Below are 16,950 nucleotides of genomic sequence, written 5' to 3' on the forward strand. Positions count from 1 at the left end.
CGCACCCGACTCGGCTTGTTCAACTGCCCTCGCGCCAGGCCTGCCACAGACGTGCGTACCGGCCGCCCAGGGCCACCAGTTCGTCGTGCGTGCCCTGCTCCACGACACGTCCGGTGTCCAGGACCGCGATCCGGTCAGCCGCCATCGCCTGGGTCAGGCGGTGGGCGACGAACAGCGTGGTCCTGCCCGAGCAGGCGGCCAGTACGGACTTCTCCAGCTCGGCGGCGCCTTCGCTGCCCGCCTCCGCGGTCGACTCGTCGAGCACCACCACGGGTGCCCGGGTCAGCACCAGCCGGGCCAGGGCGATCTGGGCCACCTTCGTGACGTCCAGACGTTCGCCGCCCTCACCGACCGGGGTGTCCATTCCTTCGGGCAGCGCGTCCACCCAGCCGTCGGCGCCCACCGTACGCAGGGCGTCAGCCAGTTCCGCGTCGGTCGCTCCCGGTGCGGCCAGCCTCAGGTCGTCGGCGAGCGAACCGGAGAACACGTGGGTCTCCTGGGTCAGGATGCTGACCAGCGCCCGTGCTCCGGCCTCGTCCAGTCCGGCGAGGTCGTGCGGTCCGATGCGCACCGTCCCGCTCTGCGGGGACCCGATGCCCGCGATCAGCGCGGCCAGCGTCGACTTCCCCGCACCCGTCGCCCCGACCAGGGCGAGGGAGCCGCCGGCCGGGATGCTCAGGCTGACGTCCCGCAGGACCGGCGCGTCGGAGCCGGGATAACGGAAGGTCAGCCCTTCGACCTCGACCGGGTGGGGCGCGGAGTCCGCCGGCGCGACGGAGGCGTCGCCCACCAGCCGCTCCTCGGCCTCCTCCCCCAGGACCCCGACCAGCCGGGTCAGGCTCGCCCCGGACTTCTGTGCCTCGTCGAAGGTGAACATGATGGCGCCCAGCGGGGTGAACAGCCGGTGGAACATGAGCGGGGCCGCCGACACCTCGCCGAGGCTCGCGGCGCCGGCCTCCAGCAGGGCGTACCCGACGACGAGGATCAGGACCAGCCCGATGAACTCGGCGCGGTTCTCCCTGCCGACGAACCGGCCGAAGATCCGGAAGACGTCGATCCCGAGCTCGCGCACGCGCCACGACTTGTCGGTGACCTTCTCGCGGAAGTCGCCCTCCAGCCGGTACGCCCGGACGGTGTCGATCCCGTTCAGACCGCTGATGAGCGCCTGCGCACGGTCGGCCTGGGCCGCCCGCTGCTTACGGTAGAGCGGGGCGGACCGGGGCAGATACCAGCGCAGGGCCAGCGCGTAGGCGGGCAGGGCGCCCGCGCCCGCCAGACCGAGCCGCCAGTCCAGTCCGAACATGCCGATCGTGGCGATGGCGACGAGCACCCCGGCCGAGAAGACCGTGGGGATGGCCGAACGGATACCCCTGGACAGCACGGCGACGTCGTCACCGACGCGGGAGAGCACGTCGCCACGGCCGACCTGCTCGATCCGTGCGCTCGGCATCCCCAGCACCGCCCGTACGGCACCTTCGCGGAGCCGCGCGAGGAGGTCCGCGCCCAGCCGCCCGATCAGATACGTCGACACGGCGGTGGCCGCCGCGCCGAGCAGCGCGGCAGCCCCCATCAGGATGCCGATGGTGACCAGGACCGAGCGGCCCTCGCCCTGGACCACACCGTCGACCACCTGGCCGAGCAGGAGCACGGGGAGCACCTGGAGCGTCGCCCCGGCCACGGTGCTCAGCACGGTGGCCGCGGTCAGCCACGGCACTTCGCGGCAGCGCGCGGCGACCCATCCGCCGGCCTCGCGCCCGGCGGCCGTGCGCAGGGTTGCCGGGGCGGCGCGCGTGTCGGTGCCGCTCACTCGGGAACCGGTTCGGGACGGCGACGGGGCGGGCGTACAGGCGTCACTGGTCCACCGACTTGACGAGTTCGTCGATCGCGTACGGCAGGGAGAGCAGGGTGCCCTGGGACATGGCCGCGCCGACGGCGGGACCTTCGCTGTCCAGGAGGTAGGAGACCTTGCCCTGCTTGGCCGCGGGCAGGTTGGTGAAGAGCTCGAACTTCTTCAGCGCCTCCTGGTCGGCCTTGTCGTTGATGACGAAGATCCGGTCGACGTCGATCAGGTCCATGCGCTCGGGGGACAGCTTGGTGTAGAACTTGCCGTCAGCGATCTCGTCGATCTTCGTCGTGCCCTGGAAGCCGATGCCGGTCACCAGGCGACCGCGTACGTCGGTGGTGGTGAACGGTGCGACCGAGTCCTCGTACCAGGAGAGCGCGACCGCGGTCCGGCCGGCGAACTCCGGATGCGCCTCAGCGGCGGCGTCGAGCTTGTCCTGGATTCCCTTCACCAGTGCGGCGCCCTCGTCCTCCTTGCCGAGCGCCTTGGCGATGTGCACCGCGTTGTCCTGCCACGGGGCGCTGAAGAGTTCCTTCTCGGCCTTGGTGCGGCCCACCGTCGGTGCGATCTTCGACAGCTTGTCGTAGGCGGCCCGGTCGATCTCGGAGTAGACCGCGACGATCAGGTCGGGGCGCAGGGAGGCGATCTTCTCGTAGTTGGGGCCCGCGTCGCCGTTGCTCATGACGACCTCGGGGCGGGTGTCCCCCCACTTGTCCTTCACCCAGGGCCACTGGGTGTTGATGTCGGGCGACGTGCCCGCCGGGTTGGGGTACTGGTCCACCATGCCGACCGGCTTGATGCCGAGCGCCAGGATGGCCTGGTCGTCGGTGTAGCCGACGGACACGACCCGCTGGGGGGCCTTGGTGATCTCGGTGGATCCGAAGGCGTGCTCCACGGTGACGGGGAACGCGCCGGCTCCGGAGGCAGGGGCCGCGGCCTTGTCGGTCGTCCCCTTCTCCTCGTCGGAACCGCATCCCGCGAGGAGGCCGACGCCGAGGGTCACGGCCGACAGTGTCGCGACCACCCGCCGCCATGACCCGAGAAACGCCGCTCTCTGGAAAAGCATCCGAAATCCCCTGCTCTCACACCGTCCGCCGCACCCCGTCCGAGGGCAGCCAAACCTTACCCAAGCGAGATGAGGTTAGCCTAGCCTAACCATTCCAAATTACGTAGGGGAACCCTCAGTTGAACTGAACATGCGTGCGCCCGATCGGCACGACCAGGGGGCGGTCACCCACCGGATCGTCGATCACCTTGGCCCGCAGCCCGAATGCCTCCTGGAGCAACTCCGCCGTGATCACGTCGCGCGGGTGCCCCTGAGCGAGGATCTCCCCGGCTCGCATCACGACGAGATGGTCGCTGTAACGCGTGGCCAGGTTGAGGTCGTGGAGCACCATGACCACGGTGCGGCCGGACTCGTGCAGATCGTCCACCAGGTCGAGTACGTCGATCGCGTGCGCCAGGTCCAGGTAGGTGGTCGGCTCGTCCAGCAGCAGGAGGTCCGTGCCCTGCGCCAGCGTCATCGATATCCAGACGCGCTGGCGCTGGCCGCCGGACAGCGAGTCGACGGGCCGGTGGGCGAGCTCGGCGACCCCCGTCATGGCGAGCGCGCGCTCCACGACGGAGGCGTCGTCCGACGACCACTGCCGCAGCCAGCTCTGGTGCGGATGACGGCCCCGGGCGACGAGGTCGGCCACCGTCAGCCCTTCCGGCGCGACCGGGGCCTGCGGGAGCAGGCCGAGTTTCTTCGCCACCTCCCTGGTCCTGAGCGTGGCGATGTCCACTCCGTCCAGCACGACCGAACCCCCGGTCGGCTTGAGCAGTCGCGTCAGGGTCCTCAACAGGGTCGACTTGCCACAGCCGTTGGGCCCGATGATCGTGGTGACCAGGCCGGGCGGGACAGCGACGTCGAGACCGTCGATGACGGTCCTGCCCCCGTAGCCGACCGACACGCCCCTGGCTTCGAGCCGGGGAACGTCGTCGACCGTGGATTCGGTCCTGGTCATGCGCTGAGCCGCCACGGGCCCCCCTCGTCCGGGTCGTCCATCGAGTGCTTCACCTATCTGAGGTTCGCCCGTACCAGCAGGTACACAAGAAAGGGCCCGCCGATCGCAGCGGTGACCACGCCCACCGGGAGGGTGATCGGCAGCGCCGAACGCGCGATCAGGTCCGCGCCGGTCAGCAGCACCGCCCCCACGAGACCGGACGCCACCATCGGCGGGGTGGGGCACCTGACCACCCGCATCGCGACCTGCGGGGCCACCAGCGCGACGAAGGGCACGGGGCCCGCCACGCTCACCGCCGCCCCGGCCAGCAGCACCGCACACAGCAGCAGGACCGCCCGCACCCTCGTGCAGCGGACGCCCAGCCCCGCGGCGATGTCGTCACCCAGGTGCATCGGCTTGAACTGGAAGGTGACGCACGCCACCACCGCAATGAGGCCGAGGGTGCACCACGTGGCCGGACGGACCTCGTCCCACGACCTGTTGTCCAGCGAGCCGACCAGCCATGCCTGGGCTCTGGCGACGTCCCGGATGTCGGCCGTGGCCAGGAGCCAGGCGGTGATCGCCTCCATCACGGCGCTCACCGAGATACCGATGAGGATGAGCCGGAAGCCGTCGATCCCACGCCGCCAGGCGAGGAAGTACACCAGCAGTCCCGTGCCGAGACCGCCCGCGAGGGCTGCGGCGGACAGGCCCACCGTGCTGACGACGGCGGCGGACGCGCCGCCCGACACCGTCACCAGGCACACCGCCACCGCGCCCGCTCCCCCGGTGATCCCCAGGACGTCCGGGCTGGCCAGCGGGTTGCGTGCGACGGACTGCGTGATCGCCCCCGACACCCCGAGCGCCACTCCCACCACCAGCCCGGCGAGGGCGCGCGGCATCCGCAGGTCCATGATGACGAACTCGTCCACCTGCTCGCCCCGCCCCACGACGGTGGCCATGACGCGGGACAGGCCGATGGGGAAGTCCCCCACCCCGATGGACAGGCAGAACACCAGGAAGGCCGCCGCGGCGAGCAGCAGCGTGACGCCGAAGAGCCAGGGCCGCCAGACGAAGGAGACCTCACCGAGCCGCACGCCGGGGGCCGTCCGCGGCTTCACCTCTGTCGCGTTCATGCGCTCCTGAACTTTCCTCGCCACACCAGAACCGCGAAGAACGGGGCTCCGAGGAGGGAGACGAGGACACCCGCGTCCAGTTCCCCCGGCCGCACCACCACGCGCCCCACGATGTCGCAGACCAGGAGGAGTGCGGCGCCCAGCAGGCCCGCGTACGGCACGAGCCAGCGGTAGTCGGGACCGGTCAGGTAGCGGGCCACATGGGCCACCATGAGCCCGAGGAACGCGATGGGACCGCAGGCCGCCGTCGCCGCGCCGGCCAGCAGGGTGATGGCGAGGATGCCGACGGTCCGGCTCATCGCGATGCTGACCCCGAGGCCGCGCGCCACGTCGTCACCCAGGTTGAGCAGGTTGAGCGAGGGGAGCGTCGTCAGGGCCAGTACGAGCCCGGCCACGACGAACCCGGTCACCGGCCAGATGACGTCGAATCCCACCCCGGCCACGGAGCCCGAGTTCCAGAAGCGCAGCGCGTTCAGCGACTTCTGGTCGGACAGCGCTACGGCCGTCGTCATCGCCGCGAGGAACACGGTCACCCCCTGTCCCGCCAGCGCCAGAGTGAGGGGGTTGCCCGCGCCCCGGCCGATGCTCGACAGCCCGAACACCACGACCCCCGCGGCAGCCGCGCCCAGGAAGGCGAACCAGACGTAGTGGAAGGGGTGGGTGAGGCCGAAGACGGCGATCACGGACACCACGGAGAACGAGGCGCCCGCGTTGACCCCCAGCAGGCCCGTGTCGGCGATCGGGTTGCGTGTGTACCCCTGGATCAGGGACCCGCCGACCCCGAGGGCGAGGCCCGCCACGACCGCGAGCACCGTCCGGGGCACCCTCACCGTCTGGACGATGAGCCGGATCTCCGTGAGGCCCTCGCCGCCGTCCGGGGTCGCGAACAGCCCGTCCCACACCTCGCCGGGACTGAGCGCACGCGGACCCACGGCCAGCGACACGGCCGCGGCGATCGCCAGGACCACGACGAGCGCGCCGAGCCCCCCGGCCCGTAGCCGGCGGGCCTCCGGCGCGCCCCGGGGCGCGGGACGCTCCACAGCAGTCGTGCTCATGTCGACGTACGCTATCCCTTTGATCCACCGTGCAGGCATGGGGAGTTGGGCTGGTGAGGCACGGGGCTGCGTGGCCTCACGCGCCGCTTCGCACCTCCGGCCGGGCGCGGCCGGAGGCAGGACCGGGTGGAGAACCCTAGGCGACCGAGCCGGAGCCGTCCGCGACCAGCCGGGCCTCGTCCGAGGCGGCCTTGACCCCCCGGTCCAGCAGCGAGTCGAGTATCTCGCCGACCCGGATCGCGGTGTTGGACAGCAGGGCGGACGTGATGCCGTGCGTGTGCTCGGTGCCGCCCTGCAGATAGATGCCGCAGCGGAGTCCGGGGTCCGTCGCGATGCGGTAGTCACGCTCGACACGGACCCTCCCCTCCTCGTCCCGGAGGCAGTGGTCCGCGACGTCACCGAGCAGGCCGAGGGGGTCCACGGGGCTGTAGCCCGTGGCGAACACGACCACGTCGGCGTCCAGGACGGTCTCCTCGCCCGTCACGAGCGACCTCACCGACGCCCGGACCTTGTCCGGCGTCTCCTCGACCCCGACGAGCCGGGACACGTTGAGGAAGCGCAGCCGCTCGGTGCCCAGCACCTTCTCCTGGTACATCTGGCGGTAGAGGTCGTCGATCAGGTCGATGTCCACCACGGAGTAGTTCGTGTTGCCGTGGTAGTCCATCAGCCGCCGCTTGACGTCCTCGGGCGCGGCGAAGTACTCGTCCACGGCGTCGGGGTCGAAGATCCGGTTGGCGAAGCTGCTGTCGTCCGCGGGGCTGTAGCCGTAACGGGAGAAGACGGCGCACACCTCGGCATCGGGGAAGCGGCGGTGCAGATACGCGACGTTCTCCGCGGCGCTCTGCCCCGCGCCCACGACGACGAACCGGGTGGGCGGCGCGGTGCTGTCCAGTTCCCCCACCTTGGCCAGCAGTTCGGAGTTGTGCCAGACACGGTCACCCCGCTCCACCCCCTCCGGGACGAGAGGGCGCAGCCCCGTGCCGATGAGGACGTTGCGCGCCCGGTGGACCACGAGTCCTTCGTTCGAACGGACCGTCACGTCCACGTGCTCCACGACCCCGTCGCGGTGCACGGGAGTGACACCGACGACCTCGTGGCCGTACGAGACCATGTCGTCGACCTTGGCCGCGGCCCACTCGAAGTAGTCGTGGAACTCCACCCGCAGGGGGAAGAGGTTCTTGTGGTTGATGAAGTCGACCAGCCGGCCCTTGCTCTTCAGGTAGCAGAGGAAGCTGAACTCGCTGGTCGGGTTCCGGAGCGTCACCAGGTCCTTGAGGAAGGACACCTGCATGGTCGCGTCGTCGATCAGCATTCCGCGGTGCCATCCGAAGCGCGGCTGCTGCTCGAAGAAGTGGGCGCTGACCGCCTCCTGCGTGCCTGTGGCCGCGTTGTGCTCGCCGATCGCGATCGCCATGGCCACGTTGGAGGGGCCGAAGCCGATCCCAATGAGGTCATGGACCTGTGGTGCGTCGCCAGGCAGAACCTGAGACATGTCACTCCCATCGTGCGGGCAAGCCGCCTAGCAGGCGTGGGGAAGGTGGAGAGGCGGGCACGCCGACGGAGCGACCCGCTGAACTTAGGTGAGCCTAAGCTCATCTTTCGGAGCTGTCGATAGGGCAAAACGGACTACCGGGTGACGCGGGGGCACCAACTGGCCCCTCAGGGTGACCCGTTGCAAAGTTAGGTGAGCCTCGCTTTACTGAACCTCGGTCAATCCCTGCGCTGAGGAGGAACCCCATGCGGGTCGTCATGTTCGGTTACCAGACCTGGGGGCACCGAACCCTGCAAGCCCTCCTGGACTCCGAACACGACGTCGTGCTGGTCGTGACGCACCCCAAGAGCGAGCACGCCTACGAGAAGATCTGGAGCGACTCCGTCGCCGACCTGGCCGAGGAGCACAACGTGCCGGTGCTCATCCGCAACCGGCCCGACGACGAGGAGCTGTTCGAGCGGCTGAAGGAGGCCGACCCGGACATCATCGTCGCCAACAACTGGCGCACCTGGATCCCGCCGCGCATCTTCCGGCTCCCGCGCAACGGCACCCTGAACGTGCACGACTCGCTGCTGCCGAAGTACGCCGGCTTCTCCCCGCTGATCTGGGCGCTGATCAACGGCGAATCCGAAGTGGGCGTCACCGCGCACATGATGAACGACGAGCTCGACGCCGGCGACATCGTCCGGCAGGAGGCCGTTCCCGTGGGGCCGAGGGACACCACGACGGACCTCTTCCACAAGACGGTCGATCTCATCGGCCCGGTCACCATCGGGGCACTCGACCTGATCGCGTCCGGCACGACGGAGTTCACCCGGCAGGACCGCTCCCAGGCGAGCTTCTTCCACAAGCGGTCGGCCGAGGACATCCGTATCGACTGGGGCTGGCCCGCGGAGGATCTCGAACGCCTGGTGCGCGCCCAGTCCGAGCCGTACCCCAGCGCCTTCACCTTCCACAAGGGCAGGCGCCTGGAGATCCTCGCCGCGGTGGTGTCCGAGGGTCGTTACGGCGGAACACCCGGCCGCATCTTCTACCGCGAGGGTGACGGCGTGGTGATCGTCGCCGGGTCCGACGCGCGCACGGGCCGTAACCACGGGCTGGCCATCACCCGCGTACGCACCGAGGACGGCCGGGAGATGCCCGCCACGGAGTACTTCGCGACCATGGGCGGCTATCTGACCGGTCGCCCCTGACGCCGCAGCGGCAGGGCACACAGGGGCCCGCGCGGTGACCTCTCCCGGGAGGGCCGCCGCGCGCCACCGTCCGCCCCGGCCCCGGAACGCCTCTCTCCGCAGGCGGACCGGGGGCGAACTCTCCTGGCCGACAGTCGAGTTGACCCATCCCTACGGACCGGAGCCGCAGCCCTCGCGGGGACGGGCTCACCCCACTTCGCGCGGGGACGGGGCCCGGCGGAGAGCACCGGGAGGCGACGGCCTCGGCACGCCACCGGCGCTCGTCCCCCTGCCCCGCGACGGCGCCTTCGGCCTTCATGGGGAGGGGTGCGTTTACCGGGAAGCTAAGGTCAGGCTAACCTAATCGGCATGAGAGCTGGTGAGAGCACTTCCAGGGCTGCGGACACCCTTGTGGCTGCCGCCGTGCCGCCCACGCGCGGTCACGGTCTGTCCGCCGACGGGGTGACCGTGGCGTACGGTCAGGTCGACGTCGTCCACGAGGCCTCCATCACCCTGCGCCCGGCGGAGGTGACGGCCCTGGTGGGCCCGAACGGCAGCGGCAAGTCGACGCTGCTGCGCACGCTCGCCCGGCTGCAGAGCGCGCGCAGCGGCACGCTGACGGTCGGCGCCGGCACGGACGAGGCCGTGGACGGACTCGCACTCGGCGCACGCGAGTTCGCGCGTCGTGTCGCGCTCCTGACCCAGTCCCGCTCGACGCCGGGCGGACTCACGGTCCGGGACGTGGTCGACTTCGGCCGCTACCCCTACCGGGGCCGCTGGGGCCGTGCCGACCCCAGGGGGACCGCCGCCGTCGACCGGGCGCTGCGTCTCACCGGCGTCGAGGACCTCGCCGGCCGGGGCGTCGAACAGCTCTCCGGCGGCCAGCTCCAGCGCGTGTGGCTCGCGAGCTGCCTCGCCCAGGAGACGGGCGTCCTGCTCCTCGACGAGCCCACCACCTACCTCGATCTCCGCTATCAGGTCGAACTCCTGGACCTGATGCGCGATCTCGCCGACCACCACGGGATCGCCGTGGGCGTCGTACTGCACGATCTCGACCAGGCAGCAGCAGTCGCCGACCGGGTCGCCCTGCTCCACGCGGGCCGCGTCGTCGCCGACGGTGTGCCCGAGGACGTGTTCACTCCGGACCTCCTCTCCGACGTCTACGGCATCCGCATCGACGTCGACCACGACCCCTCCACCGGCGGACTGCGCACCCGCGCGATCGGCCGCCACCACTCCAGATCCGAAAGGTTCAGCACCTCCCCATGAGACGCCACCTCCTCGCTTCGGCCACCGTCGCCGTCGCCGCCCTCTCCCTGGCCGCCTGCGGGACCACGGAGCCCTCGACCGACGACGCCGCCGCTTCGGCCAAGCCCGCGGGAAAGATCACCCTCACCGACGACAAGGGCACGAAGGTGACCCTCGACGGACCCGCCACGAAGGTCGTCGCCACCGAGTGGAACGTGGTCGAGGACCTGGTGGCCCTCGGTGTCGCCCCCGTCGGTGTCGCGGACGTGAAGGGGTACACCGCGTGGAACACGTCGGCCCCGCTCACCGGTAGCCCCAAGGACATCGGGACCCGAGGCGAGCCGAGCATCGACACCGTCGCCGCCCTCGCGCCCGACCTCGTCGTCGCCACCAGCGACCTCGCGCCGGCCGTGGTGAAGCAGCTCCGCAAGGTCGCCCCCGTCCTGGAGGTGAAGGCCGCCGACGCCTCCGACCAGATCGGCACGATGAACAACGGGCTCGACCTCATCGCCAAGGCCACCGGCAAGGAGGACGCGGCGGACGCCCTGAAGAAGGACTTCGAGGCGAGCGTCACCGAGGGCAAGAAGGCCCTCGCGGACGCCGGGCTCGACGGTGCCGAGATCGCGACCGCCGACGGCTACGAGGCGTCGAACCAGGTCTCCATCCGCGCCTACACCAGCGGATCCCTCCTGGGCGCCGTCAACGAGCGGCTCGGTCTGAAGAACGCCTGGACCGTGGAAGGCGACGAGAGCTACGGCCTCGCCACCACCGACGTCGAAGGGCTCACCGGCCTCGGTGACGTCCAGTTCCCGTACGTCGCCAATGACGTCGACGGTGACACCTTCACCGGCCCCCTCGCGAAGAACGCCGTGTGGAAGTCGCTGCCCTTCGTGAAGGCCGGCAACGTGCACCGACTGCCCGACGGTGTCTGGATGTTCGGTGGCCCGCGCTCGATGGAGGCGTACATCGACTCCCTCGTCGACGCCCTGACGAAGAAGTAGCCGGCCGTGGCCGTCATCGACAAGACCGCGGTCGGCCGTGACCGCACCGCCGCGGCCACGACGGGCGCGGTCGCCGTGACGGCCACGCTCGTGCTGCTCGTCGCGGTACTCGCCGCCGTCGACATCACCCAGGGCACCGCCGACGTCGGCGCGTCGCAGGTCTGGGACGCGCTCACGGGGAACGCCGAGGCGGGGGACGCCTCCGTCGTCGTGGCCTCCCGGCTGCCGAGGATGGTCGCCGCCATCCTCGTCGGAGTGGCGCTCGGCATGGCCGGCTCCGCCCTCCAGGCGGTCAGCCGGAACGTACTCGCCTCGCCGGACACCCTCGCCGTGAACGCGGGCTCGTATCTGGCGCTCGGCGTGCTCGCCGCCACCGGCACCACCCTGCCGCTCCTCGCCTCCTCCGGCACCGCGTTCGTCGGCGGACTCGCGGCGGCGGCGGTCGTGCTCGGCCTCTCCGGCCTCGGCAAGGGCACCGTCCGGCTGGTCCTCGCGGGCAGCGCCCTCGCGCTGGGACTCAACGCGGCGACCGAGGCACTGCTGCTGCTGTTCCCCCAGCAGACGGAGGGCCTCTACGCGTGGAACCAGGGCAGCGTCGGCCAGAACGGCTTCGACGGGGTCGCGCAGATGGCCCCGGTCATCGCCGTGGGCTTCGTCGGGCTGCTGTTGGTCGCCCGGCGCGTCGACGCCCTGGCCCTGGGCGACGACGCGGCCCGGGGACTGGGCGTACCCGTCCGCGGAACCCGGGTGACGACGGTGGTCCTCGCCACCCTGCTCTCGGCGGCGGCGGTCACCCTCGCCGGCCCGATCGGCTTCGTCGGCCTCTGCGCGCCCGCGCTCGTCCGGCCGCTCACCCGCCGGTTCCGCGGGCTGGTCCGTTCCCGGGTCAGCATGCCGGTGGCGGGACTCGTGGGTGCCGCGCTCGTCCTCGTGTCCGACGTCCTGCTGCGCGCGGTCGTTCCCGCCGACACCGCCGTGGAGGTGCCGACCGGTGTCGTCACCACCGTGGTGGGCGGTGTGTTCCTCGTCGTCATGGCGCTCCGCGCACGGGACACCGCCTCGGCGGAGGCCCCGGACCGGCTGCGGATACCCGGGCGGACGGCGTTCCTCGTCACCGTGGTCGTGCTCGCCGTCACCCTCGTGGGCGTGATGATCGCCGCGGTGCTCCTCGGCGACTCGAAACTGCTGCTCGGCGATGTCGTGAACTGGGCCCAGGGCAGGGCCGGCAGGGTCGTCACCTTCGTGCTCGACACCCGGGTGCCCCGGGTCACCGCCGCACTCCTCGCGGGAGCCGCGCTGGCCCTGTCCGGCACCCTGGTCCAGGCCGTGACCCGTAACCCGCTCGCCGAACCCGGCATCCTCGGTGTGTCCGGCGGCGCCGGTCTCGGCGCCGTCCTGCTGGTGACCACCGTGGAGTCCCCCGGCTCGTGGTGGGTCGCGGGAGCGGCGTTCGGCGGGGCCGCGGTGACCGCGTCGCTCGTCTTCGGGCTGGCGGCGCGGAGCGGATTCGGGCAGAACAGACTCGTCCTGCTCGGCGTCGGGGTCTCCGCCGCCGCGGCGGCGCTGATCAGCCTGGTGATCGTGCTCAGCGACCCGTTCGACACGACGAAGGCGCTCACGTGGCTCTCCGGGTCCACCTACGGACGGAACATGCCCGACGTGGTGCCGGTGGCGGCCGTACTCGTGGTGGGCATCGTCCTCGCGGTGGTCCGCCGCAGGGAACTGGACCTCGTCGCCCTCGACGAGGACACCCCCCGGCTGCTCGGCCTCGGTCTCCCCCGGGCACGTCTCGGCTTCCTCGCGATGGCGGTGCTGCTCAGCTCCACCGCCGTGGCGGCGGCGGGCACGATCGGCTTCGTCGGCCTGGTCGCCCCGCACGCGGCACGCGCCCTGGTCGGCCGCCGCCACGTGCGGGTGGTCCCGGTGGCGGTCCTCCTCGGCGCTCTGCTGGTCTGCCTGGCGGACCTGGCGGGGCGCACGGTGATCGCGCCGGCCCAGCTCGGGGCGGGGCTGATGACCGCGGTGATCGGAGCTCCGTACTTCGTCTACCTGCTCGTCCGCACACGGCGCTGAGGCGCCGACGCGACGACCACTGCCCCCTCGCCGGTCCGGTGAGGGGGCAGTCGCCGTCGCGCCACGTTCACGGCAGGGCACCGTCCGGCGGGCGTGCGCTCAGGAGACCGTCCGCCCGAAAGGGCTGTCGTCCAGCCGAGAGAGCAGTTCGGCGACGTCCTGGTAGACCGCGTCCGCACCGGCCAGCTCCAGGTCGGCGCGGGGGATGCCGCCGGACAGCACGGCCACCGAACGCACCCCCGCCCGGGCTGCCGCCTCCATGTCCCACACGGTGTCGCCCACGAACACCGCCTGATCCGCGCCGACGCCGGCCAGTTCGCAGGCCAGCTGCACGGGTTCGGGAGAGGGCTTCCCCTCGGCGACGTCGTCCGAACTCGCCGTGTCCCCGATCGCGTCGTCCGCGTCCACGGCCCGCCGCAGGGCCTCCAGCTCCGGCCCGCTCGCCGAGGTGGCGAGCACCACGCTCCAGCCGCGCTCCGCCAGGGCGCGCAGCAGGTCGCCGGCGCCCTCGAACGCGGGGATGCGGTCGTAGTACGTCCCGTAGAGCGTCTTGTGCGCGGCGCTGATGACCGCATCCTGTTCACGGTCGCGATCGGCAGTGAGCAGCCGCTCGATCAGGTCGCCGGAGCCGAGCCCGACCGCCCGGTGGATGTCCGGCATCGGCAGGATGTGCCCCGCCTGACGGAACGCCTCCCACCAGGCCACCACATGGAGATGGTTGGTGTCGGTCAGCGTGCCGTCGACGTCGAAGATCGCCGCGCGTGCCCTGTTCATCCGTTCCTCCTCGGCCGGGGCCGGCCCTCCGCCGCGGGCGCCGGCCCACGTGACGCCCGGACCGCCGTCAAGGGCCCGGTGTTTCCGTGCGATGGTTCCGTGTCACGCATACCCCGCCGTTGGAGGCGGAGCGGTGCGGCGTCCCTCCGCTCGGCGTCGTGGTGACGCAATCGCCTCCGTCGCGGCGGGAACGCTCGCGGACGTACGGAACCTACTTCTCGGGGTCGTGGCCCCAGTTCATCAGCGAGTGGCGCCACGGGGTGTCGGTGACGTCCCCCTCCGGGCGTTGCTGGGCGTGCCTGTGGACGTACCCCACGACCTTGCGCATGTGGGCGAGGTCGTCGTCGCTCAGGTCGGCCTTCTTCGTGCGCAGCAGGTCCACGATCCGGCGGCCGGACGCGTGGCCGGTCGATTCCTCGCTGCCGTTCTTCTGCCCGACCTCCTGCGCCTGCTCCGTTCCCAGCCATTTCTCGAGCTCCGAGGCCGACATGTTGACGGCCTCACCGAAGCGGTCGAGGGTCTCCTGCCGCTCCTCGTCCCGTCCGCCGCTCACGAGCCGCCGGCCTTCTTGCGGAGCGACTCGGGCTTGTGGACGGCTGTCCTGCCCGTCTTGTCGCTCTCCACCTCGTACTGCGGCTCGTCCTTGGACGCGTCCACGGTCCGGCCCGCGGCCTCGGTGCGCTTGTCGACCTTTCGTGTGACGGTGCCTTCGACGTCCTGTCCGTGGCTCTTCCACGTGACGTCGTCACCACGGGACAGCTTCTTGCCCTTGCCCTTACCGGCCATGGGATCTTCCTCTCTCGTGAGCGCGGGGAACAGCTCCGCCGAAAGCGCCCGGTCTCCGCCAGGATCACGGGTATGTGCCCTTCACGCATGTGGGGGCCCGCCCTCCGGTCGCTCACCCCCGACGGAACACCGGGCGGCCATGCCCGTGGGCCTGTGGTGTCGCGGTACGCGCAGCCACTGCCGACGTCCGGGGGGATATGTCAGGCTTGTGGAAGGGCGCGCCTCGCGTCGGCGCCACGACGGGCGCCCCACGGTGTGAGGGCGGATCACCACCGCCACACACCGCGTTTCACGGTTCACGAAACGGAGGACGGATGACCAGGATGGCAGAGTTGATCTCCGCCGGCGTACGGCAACTCGCAGGGCTGAAGAGGCGGAGCGACGGCATCGCTCTGGGAGACGCGCGTATGAAGAGCGAAGGCGACCGGAAGAGGGCGGACGCCCGAGCGGCGGTGTCGCACCAGACGGGCGATCGCCCCCGGCCCTGAACGGCGACGTACGGCGCATCCCGGTGCAGCCTGGCCTCCGCGTCAGCGGGGCGCCGAGAACAGCGCGTCGAGTTCCGGGAAGCTCATGCCCTCGGCGAGGGAGTCGTACGCGCCCGCGCCGAACAGCTCCCGCGCGGTGCGCCGGGCGGCGGCATGGGCGACCTGCGCCACGCCCGATCCGAGACTGACGCGGGCCACACCGAGGCCGCCGAGTTCCGCCACGGCCGGACTGCCAGGGCCGGCCATGACGTTCAGCGGTACGGAGATGCCGCCGGCCAGCGCCGCGATGGTCACCGGGTCGGTGACGCCGGGGACGAAGATGCCGTCAGCGCCCGCATCGACGTACAGCCGGGCACGGGCAAGGGTCTCCCGCAGTCGGGTGGCCTGGTCGCCGAGTCCGAGGAGAAACGTGTCGACACGGGCGTTGAGGAAAAGGTCCGCGCCTGCCCGGTCGGCGGTCCGCCGGGCCGCGGCCAGCCTGGACGCGAGGTCTTCCGGACGCCTGGTGCCGTCCTCGATGTTGACGCCTGCGGCTCCGGCCGCGAGCACCCCGGTGACGGTCTCGGCGATGCCTGCGGCGTCCGTCCCGTACCCGCCCTCGATATCCGCCGTGACCGGAACGCCGACGGCGGCGACGATACGGCCGAGCACCTCCAGCGTCCGCTGGCGGGTGAGGACGTCACCGTCCGGGTAACCCAGCGACCAGGCGACACCGGCACTGGTCGTGGCGATCGCCGAGGCGCCGGCGGCCTCGATGACACGGGCGCTCGCGACGTCCCAGGCGTTGGCGAGCGCCAGAGGTGCGGATGCGGTGTGCAGGGAACGGAAGAGGCGGGCGTCGTCCGGCTGTGTGAGGGTCATGGACGCAGTCAACATCGGCTGACGCCCACGTTCCGGCGGGAATCCGACACGGACATCGACGGGCCGCAGGTCAGCTGACCCGCAGGACGTGGACCGTGGCGGCCGGTTCGCCACGTAGGTGCGCCTGGCGGTCGGCGGAGATGAGCGCTTCGAGCTCGGCGGACGGACCGCATCGGCACCACCGGGACCGTTTTTCCGCGACCCCCCGCGGCCATGGCGGCTGTTGCGCGACCGGATGCGAGCGACGAGCGGCGAGGAGGTGACTCAGCCTCTGGCGATGCGGTCGAGCCATTCCGTGAGCAGGCTGCGCTCGTTGGCGCTCATCACCGAGGTCTGCGGGAGGACTGCGCGGAGGGCGACCGCGGCTCCGGCCGGGCCGGGCGCGGCCGGAGCGGGGGCGTCGGTGACGATGGCGGCGATGACCGCTTCCCGTGCGAGGTCGGACAGGGTGAGGTCCCGCCGGTCTTCCGGAGTGGCGAGCAGCGTGAGGACCGTGCCGCCGCCGACGGCGTGGACGAGCTGTGCGGCGCGTGCCTCATCGATCCGAAGCCTGCCCACCTCGGCGATCCGCTTGATGTGGGCGGCGAGGACTGCGGCTGCGGCGAGCGCTGCCGGCGGAGTCGCGTCGGGGCGGGGCTCTCCGTACATGAGGGCGTACAGGGCCGGGTTGGCGAGGCCGAAGCCGATGTGCAGATTCCATCCCGCGCGCAGGTCCTCGACCGGGTCGCCGCTGGGAGGGAGGTCGGTCTTCTCGCGCAGGTACGCGGCGAACCCGTGGGCGGCCACCGCGTCGAGCAGGCCCTGCTTGTCGCCGAAGAGCCGGTAGATGGTCGGGGCCTGGACGCCGGCCGCGGTGCTCACCGCCCGGGTCGACACCGCCTCGCGGCCGTTCTCGGCGAGGAGCCGGGCCGCGGCGGTGATGATTCGGGCCCTGTTGCTGTCGGCAGGGGCAGAGCGTTCGGTCTCCATGTTTCCAATGTTAACGGAAGCGCGTTAGCGATTTGCCCAAACACCGATAACATGCTTTTGTTATCAG

Annotated in this window: 15 protein-coding genes; 4 read left to right on the forward strand and 11 right to left on the reverse strand. The window is 71.3% G+C overall.

Going from position 1 to position 16,950, the window contains the following annotated elements; translation table 11 throughout:
* Window positions 1-19: 19 nt before the first annotated feature.
* The 6 genes from ACFY8O_RS13190 to ACFY8O_RS13215 form a co-directional block, all read right to left on the reverse strand.
* A complete protein-coding gene (locus ACFY8O_RS13190; RefSeq protein ID WP_387901398.1) occupies window positions 20-1,807 on the reverse strand; it encodes an ABC transporter ATP-binding protein in 1,788 nt (595 codons plus the stop codon).
* Window positions 1,808-1,850: 43 nt separating this feature from the next.
* The gene (locus tag ACFY8O_RS13195) at window positions 1,851-2,909 is read right to left on the reverse strand and encodes an iron-siderophore ABC transporter substrate-binding protein (RefSeq protein WP_387901400.1); all 1,059 of its coding nucleotides are present in this window, start codon (window positions 2,907-2,909) and stop codon (window positions 1,851-1,853) included.
* Between the two features lie 115 nt (window positions 2,910-3,024).
* Window positions 3,025-3,864 carry an ABC transporter ATP-binding protein gene (locus tag ACFY8O_RS13200; protein WP_145805084.1) on the reverse strand — a complete coding sequence of 280 codons (840 nt, stop codon included), beginning with the start codon at window positions 3,862-3,864 and terminating at the stop codon, window positions 3,025-3,027.
* 38 nt (window positions 3,865-3,902) lie between these two features.
* On the reverse strand, window positions 3,903-4,964 hold the full coding sequence (locus ACFY8O_RS13205) for a FecCD family ABC transporter permease (protein WP_387901403.1): 1,062 nt from the start codon (window positions 4,962-4,964) through the stop codon (window positions 3,903-3,905).
* Window positions 4,961-6,019, reverse strand: coding sequence for a FecCD family ABC transporter permease (locus ACFY8O_RS13210; RefSeq protein WP_387901405.1), 1,059 nt, complete (start codon window positions 6,017-6,019; stop codon window positions 4,961-4,963). The genes ACFY8O_RS13205 and ACFY8O_RS13210 overlap by 4 nt, the downstream gene beginning before the upstream one ends.
* Window positions 6,020-6,155: 136 nt before the next feature.
* The gene (locus tag ACFY8O_RS13215; RefSeq protein ID WP_387901408.1) at window positions 6,156-7,511 is read right to left on the reverse strand and encodes a lysine N(6)-hydroxylase/L-ornithine N(5)-oxygenase family protein; all 1,356 of its coding nucleotides are present in this window, start codon (window positions 7,509-7,511) and stop codon (window positions 6,156-6,158) included.
* A 245-nt stretch (window positions 7,512-7,756) separates the two neighbouring features.
* On the opposite strand from ACFY8O_RS13215, the gene ACFY8O_RS13220 reads away from it, so the two are divergent.
* From ACFY8O_RS13220 to ACFY8O_RS13235, 4 genes are all read left to right on the forward strand, one after another.
* On the forward strand, window positions 7,757-8,704 hold the full coding sequence (locus tag ACFY8O_RS13220) for a methionyl-tRNA formyltransferase (RefSeq protein WP_387901410.1): 948 nt from the start codon (window positions 7,757-7,759) through the stop codon (window positions 8,702-8,704).
* A 348-nt stretch (window positions 8,705-9,052) separates the two neighbouring features.
* Entirely contained in the window at window positions 9,053-9,952 is a 900-nt protein-coding gene (locus ACFY8O_RS13225; RefSeq protein ID WP_387901413.1) for an ABC transporter ATP-binding protein, read from the forward strand.
* A complete protein-coding gene (locus ACFY8O_RS13230; RefSeq protein ID WP_387901416.1) occupies window positions 9,949-10,932 on the forward strand; it encodes an ABC transporter substrate-binding protein in 984 nt (327 codons plus the stop codon). Before ACFY8O_RS13225 ends, ACFY8O_RS13230 begins: the two co-directional genes overlap by 4 nt.
* A 6-nt stretch (window positions 10,933-10,938) precedes the next feature.
* On the forward strand, window positions 10,939-13,005 hold the full coding sequence (locus tag ACFY8O_RS13235) for an iron ABC transporter permease (protein ID WP_387901419.1): 2,067 nt from the start codon (window positions 10,939-10,941) through the stop codon (window positions 13,003-13,005).
* 99 nt (window positions 13,006-13,104) lie between these two features.
* Here the strand turns inward: ACFY8O_RS13235 and ACFY8O_RS13240 are convergent, their stop codons facing one another.
* The 5 genes from ACFY8O_RS13240 to ACFY8O_RS13260 form a co-directional block, all read right to left on the reverse strand.
* On the reverse strand, window positions 13,105-13,779 hold the full coding sequence (locus tag ACFY8O_RS13240; RefSeq protein WP_387901422.1) for an HAD family hydrolase: 675 nt from the start codon (window positions 13,777-13,779) through the stop codon (window positions 13,105-13,107).
* Window positions 13,780-13,990: 211 nt separating this feature from the next.
* Complete coding sequence (locus ACFY8O_RS13245; RefSeq protein WP_145805099.1) at window positions 13,991-14,332, reverse strand: DUF3140 domain-containing protein; 342 nt, start codon at window positions 14,330-14,332, stop codon at window positions 13,991-13,993.
* Entirely contained in the window at window positions 14,329-14,565 is a 237-nt protein-coding gene (locus tag ACFY8O_RS13250; protein WP_387901424.1) for a hypervirulence associated TUDOR domain-containing protein, read from the reverse strand. Before ACFY8O_RS13250 ends, ACFY8O_RS13245 begins: the two co-directional genes overlap by 4 nt.
* Window positions 14,566-15,095: 530 nt before the next feature.
* A complete protein-coding gene (locus tag ACFY8O_RS13255; protein WP_387901427.1) occupies window positions 15,096-15,914 on the reverse strand; it encodes an isocitrate lyase/PEP mutase family protein in 819 nt (272 codons plus the stop codon).
* Between the two features lie 264 nt (window positions 15,915-16,178).
* Window positions 16,179-16,883, reverse strand: coding sequence for a TetR/AcrR family transcriptional regulator (locus ACFY8O_RS13260; RefSeq protein WP_145805127.1), 705 nt, complete (start codon window positions 16,881-16,883; stop codon window positions 16,179-16,181).
* Between the last annotated feature and the right edge of the window lie 67 nt (window positions 16,884-16,950).

It is taken from the genome of Streptomyces argenteolus (genome assembly GCF_042902585.1).
Classification (GTDB): Bacteria; Actinomycetota; Actinomycetes; order Streptomycetales; family Streptomycetaceae; genus Streptomyces; species Streptomyces argenteolus.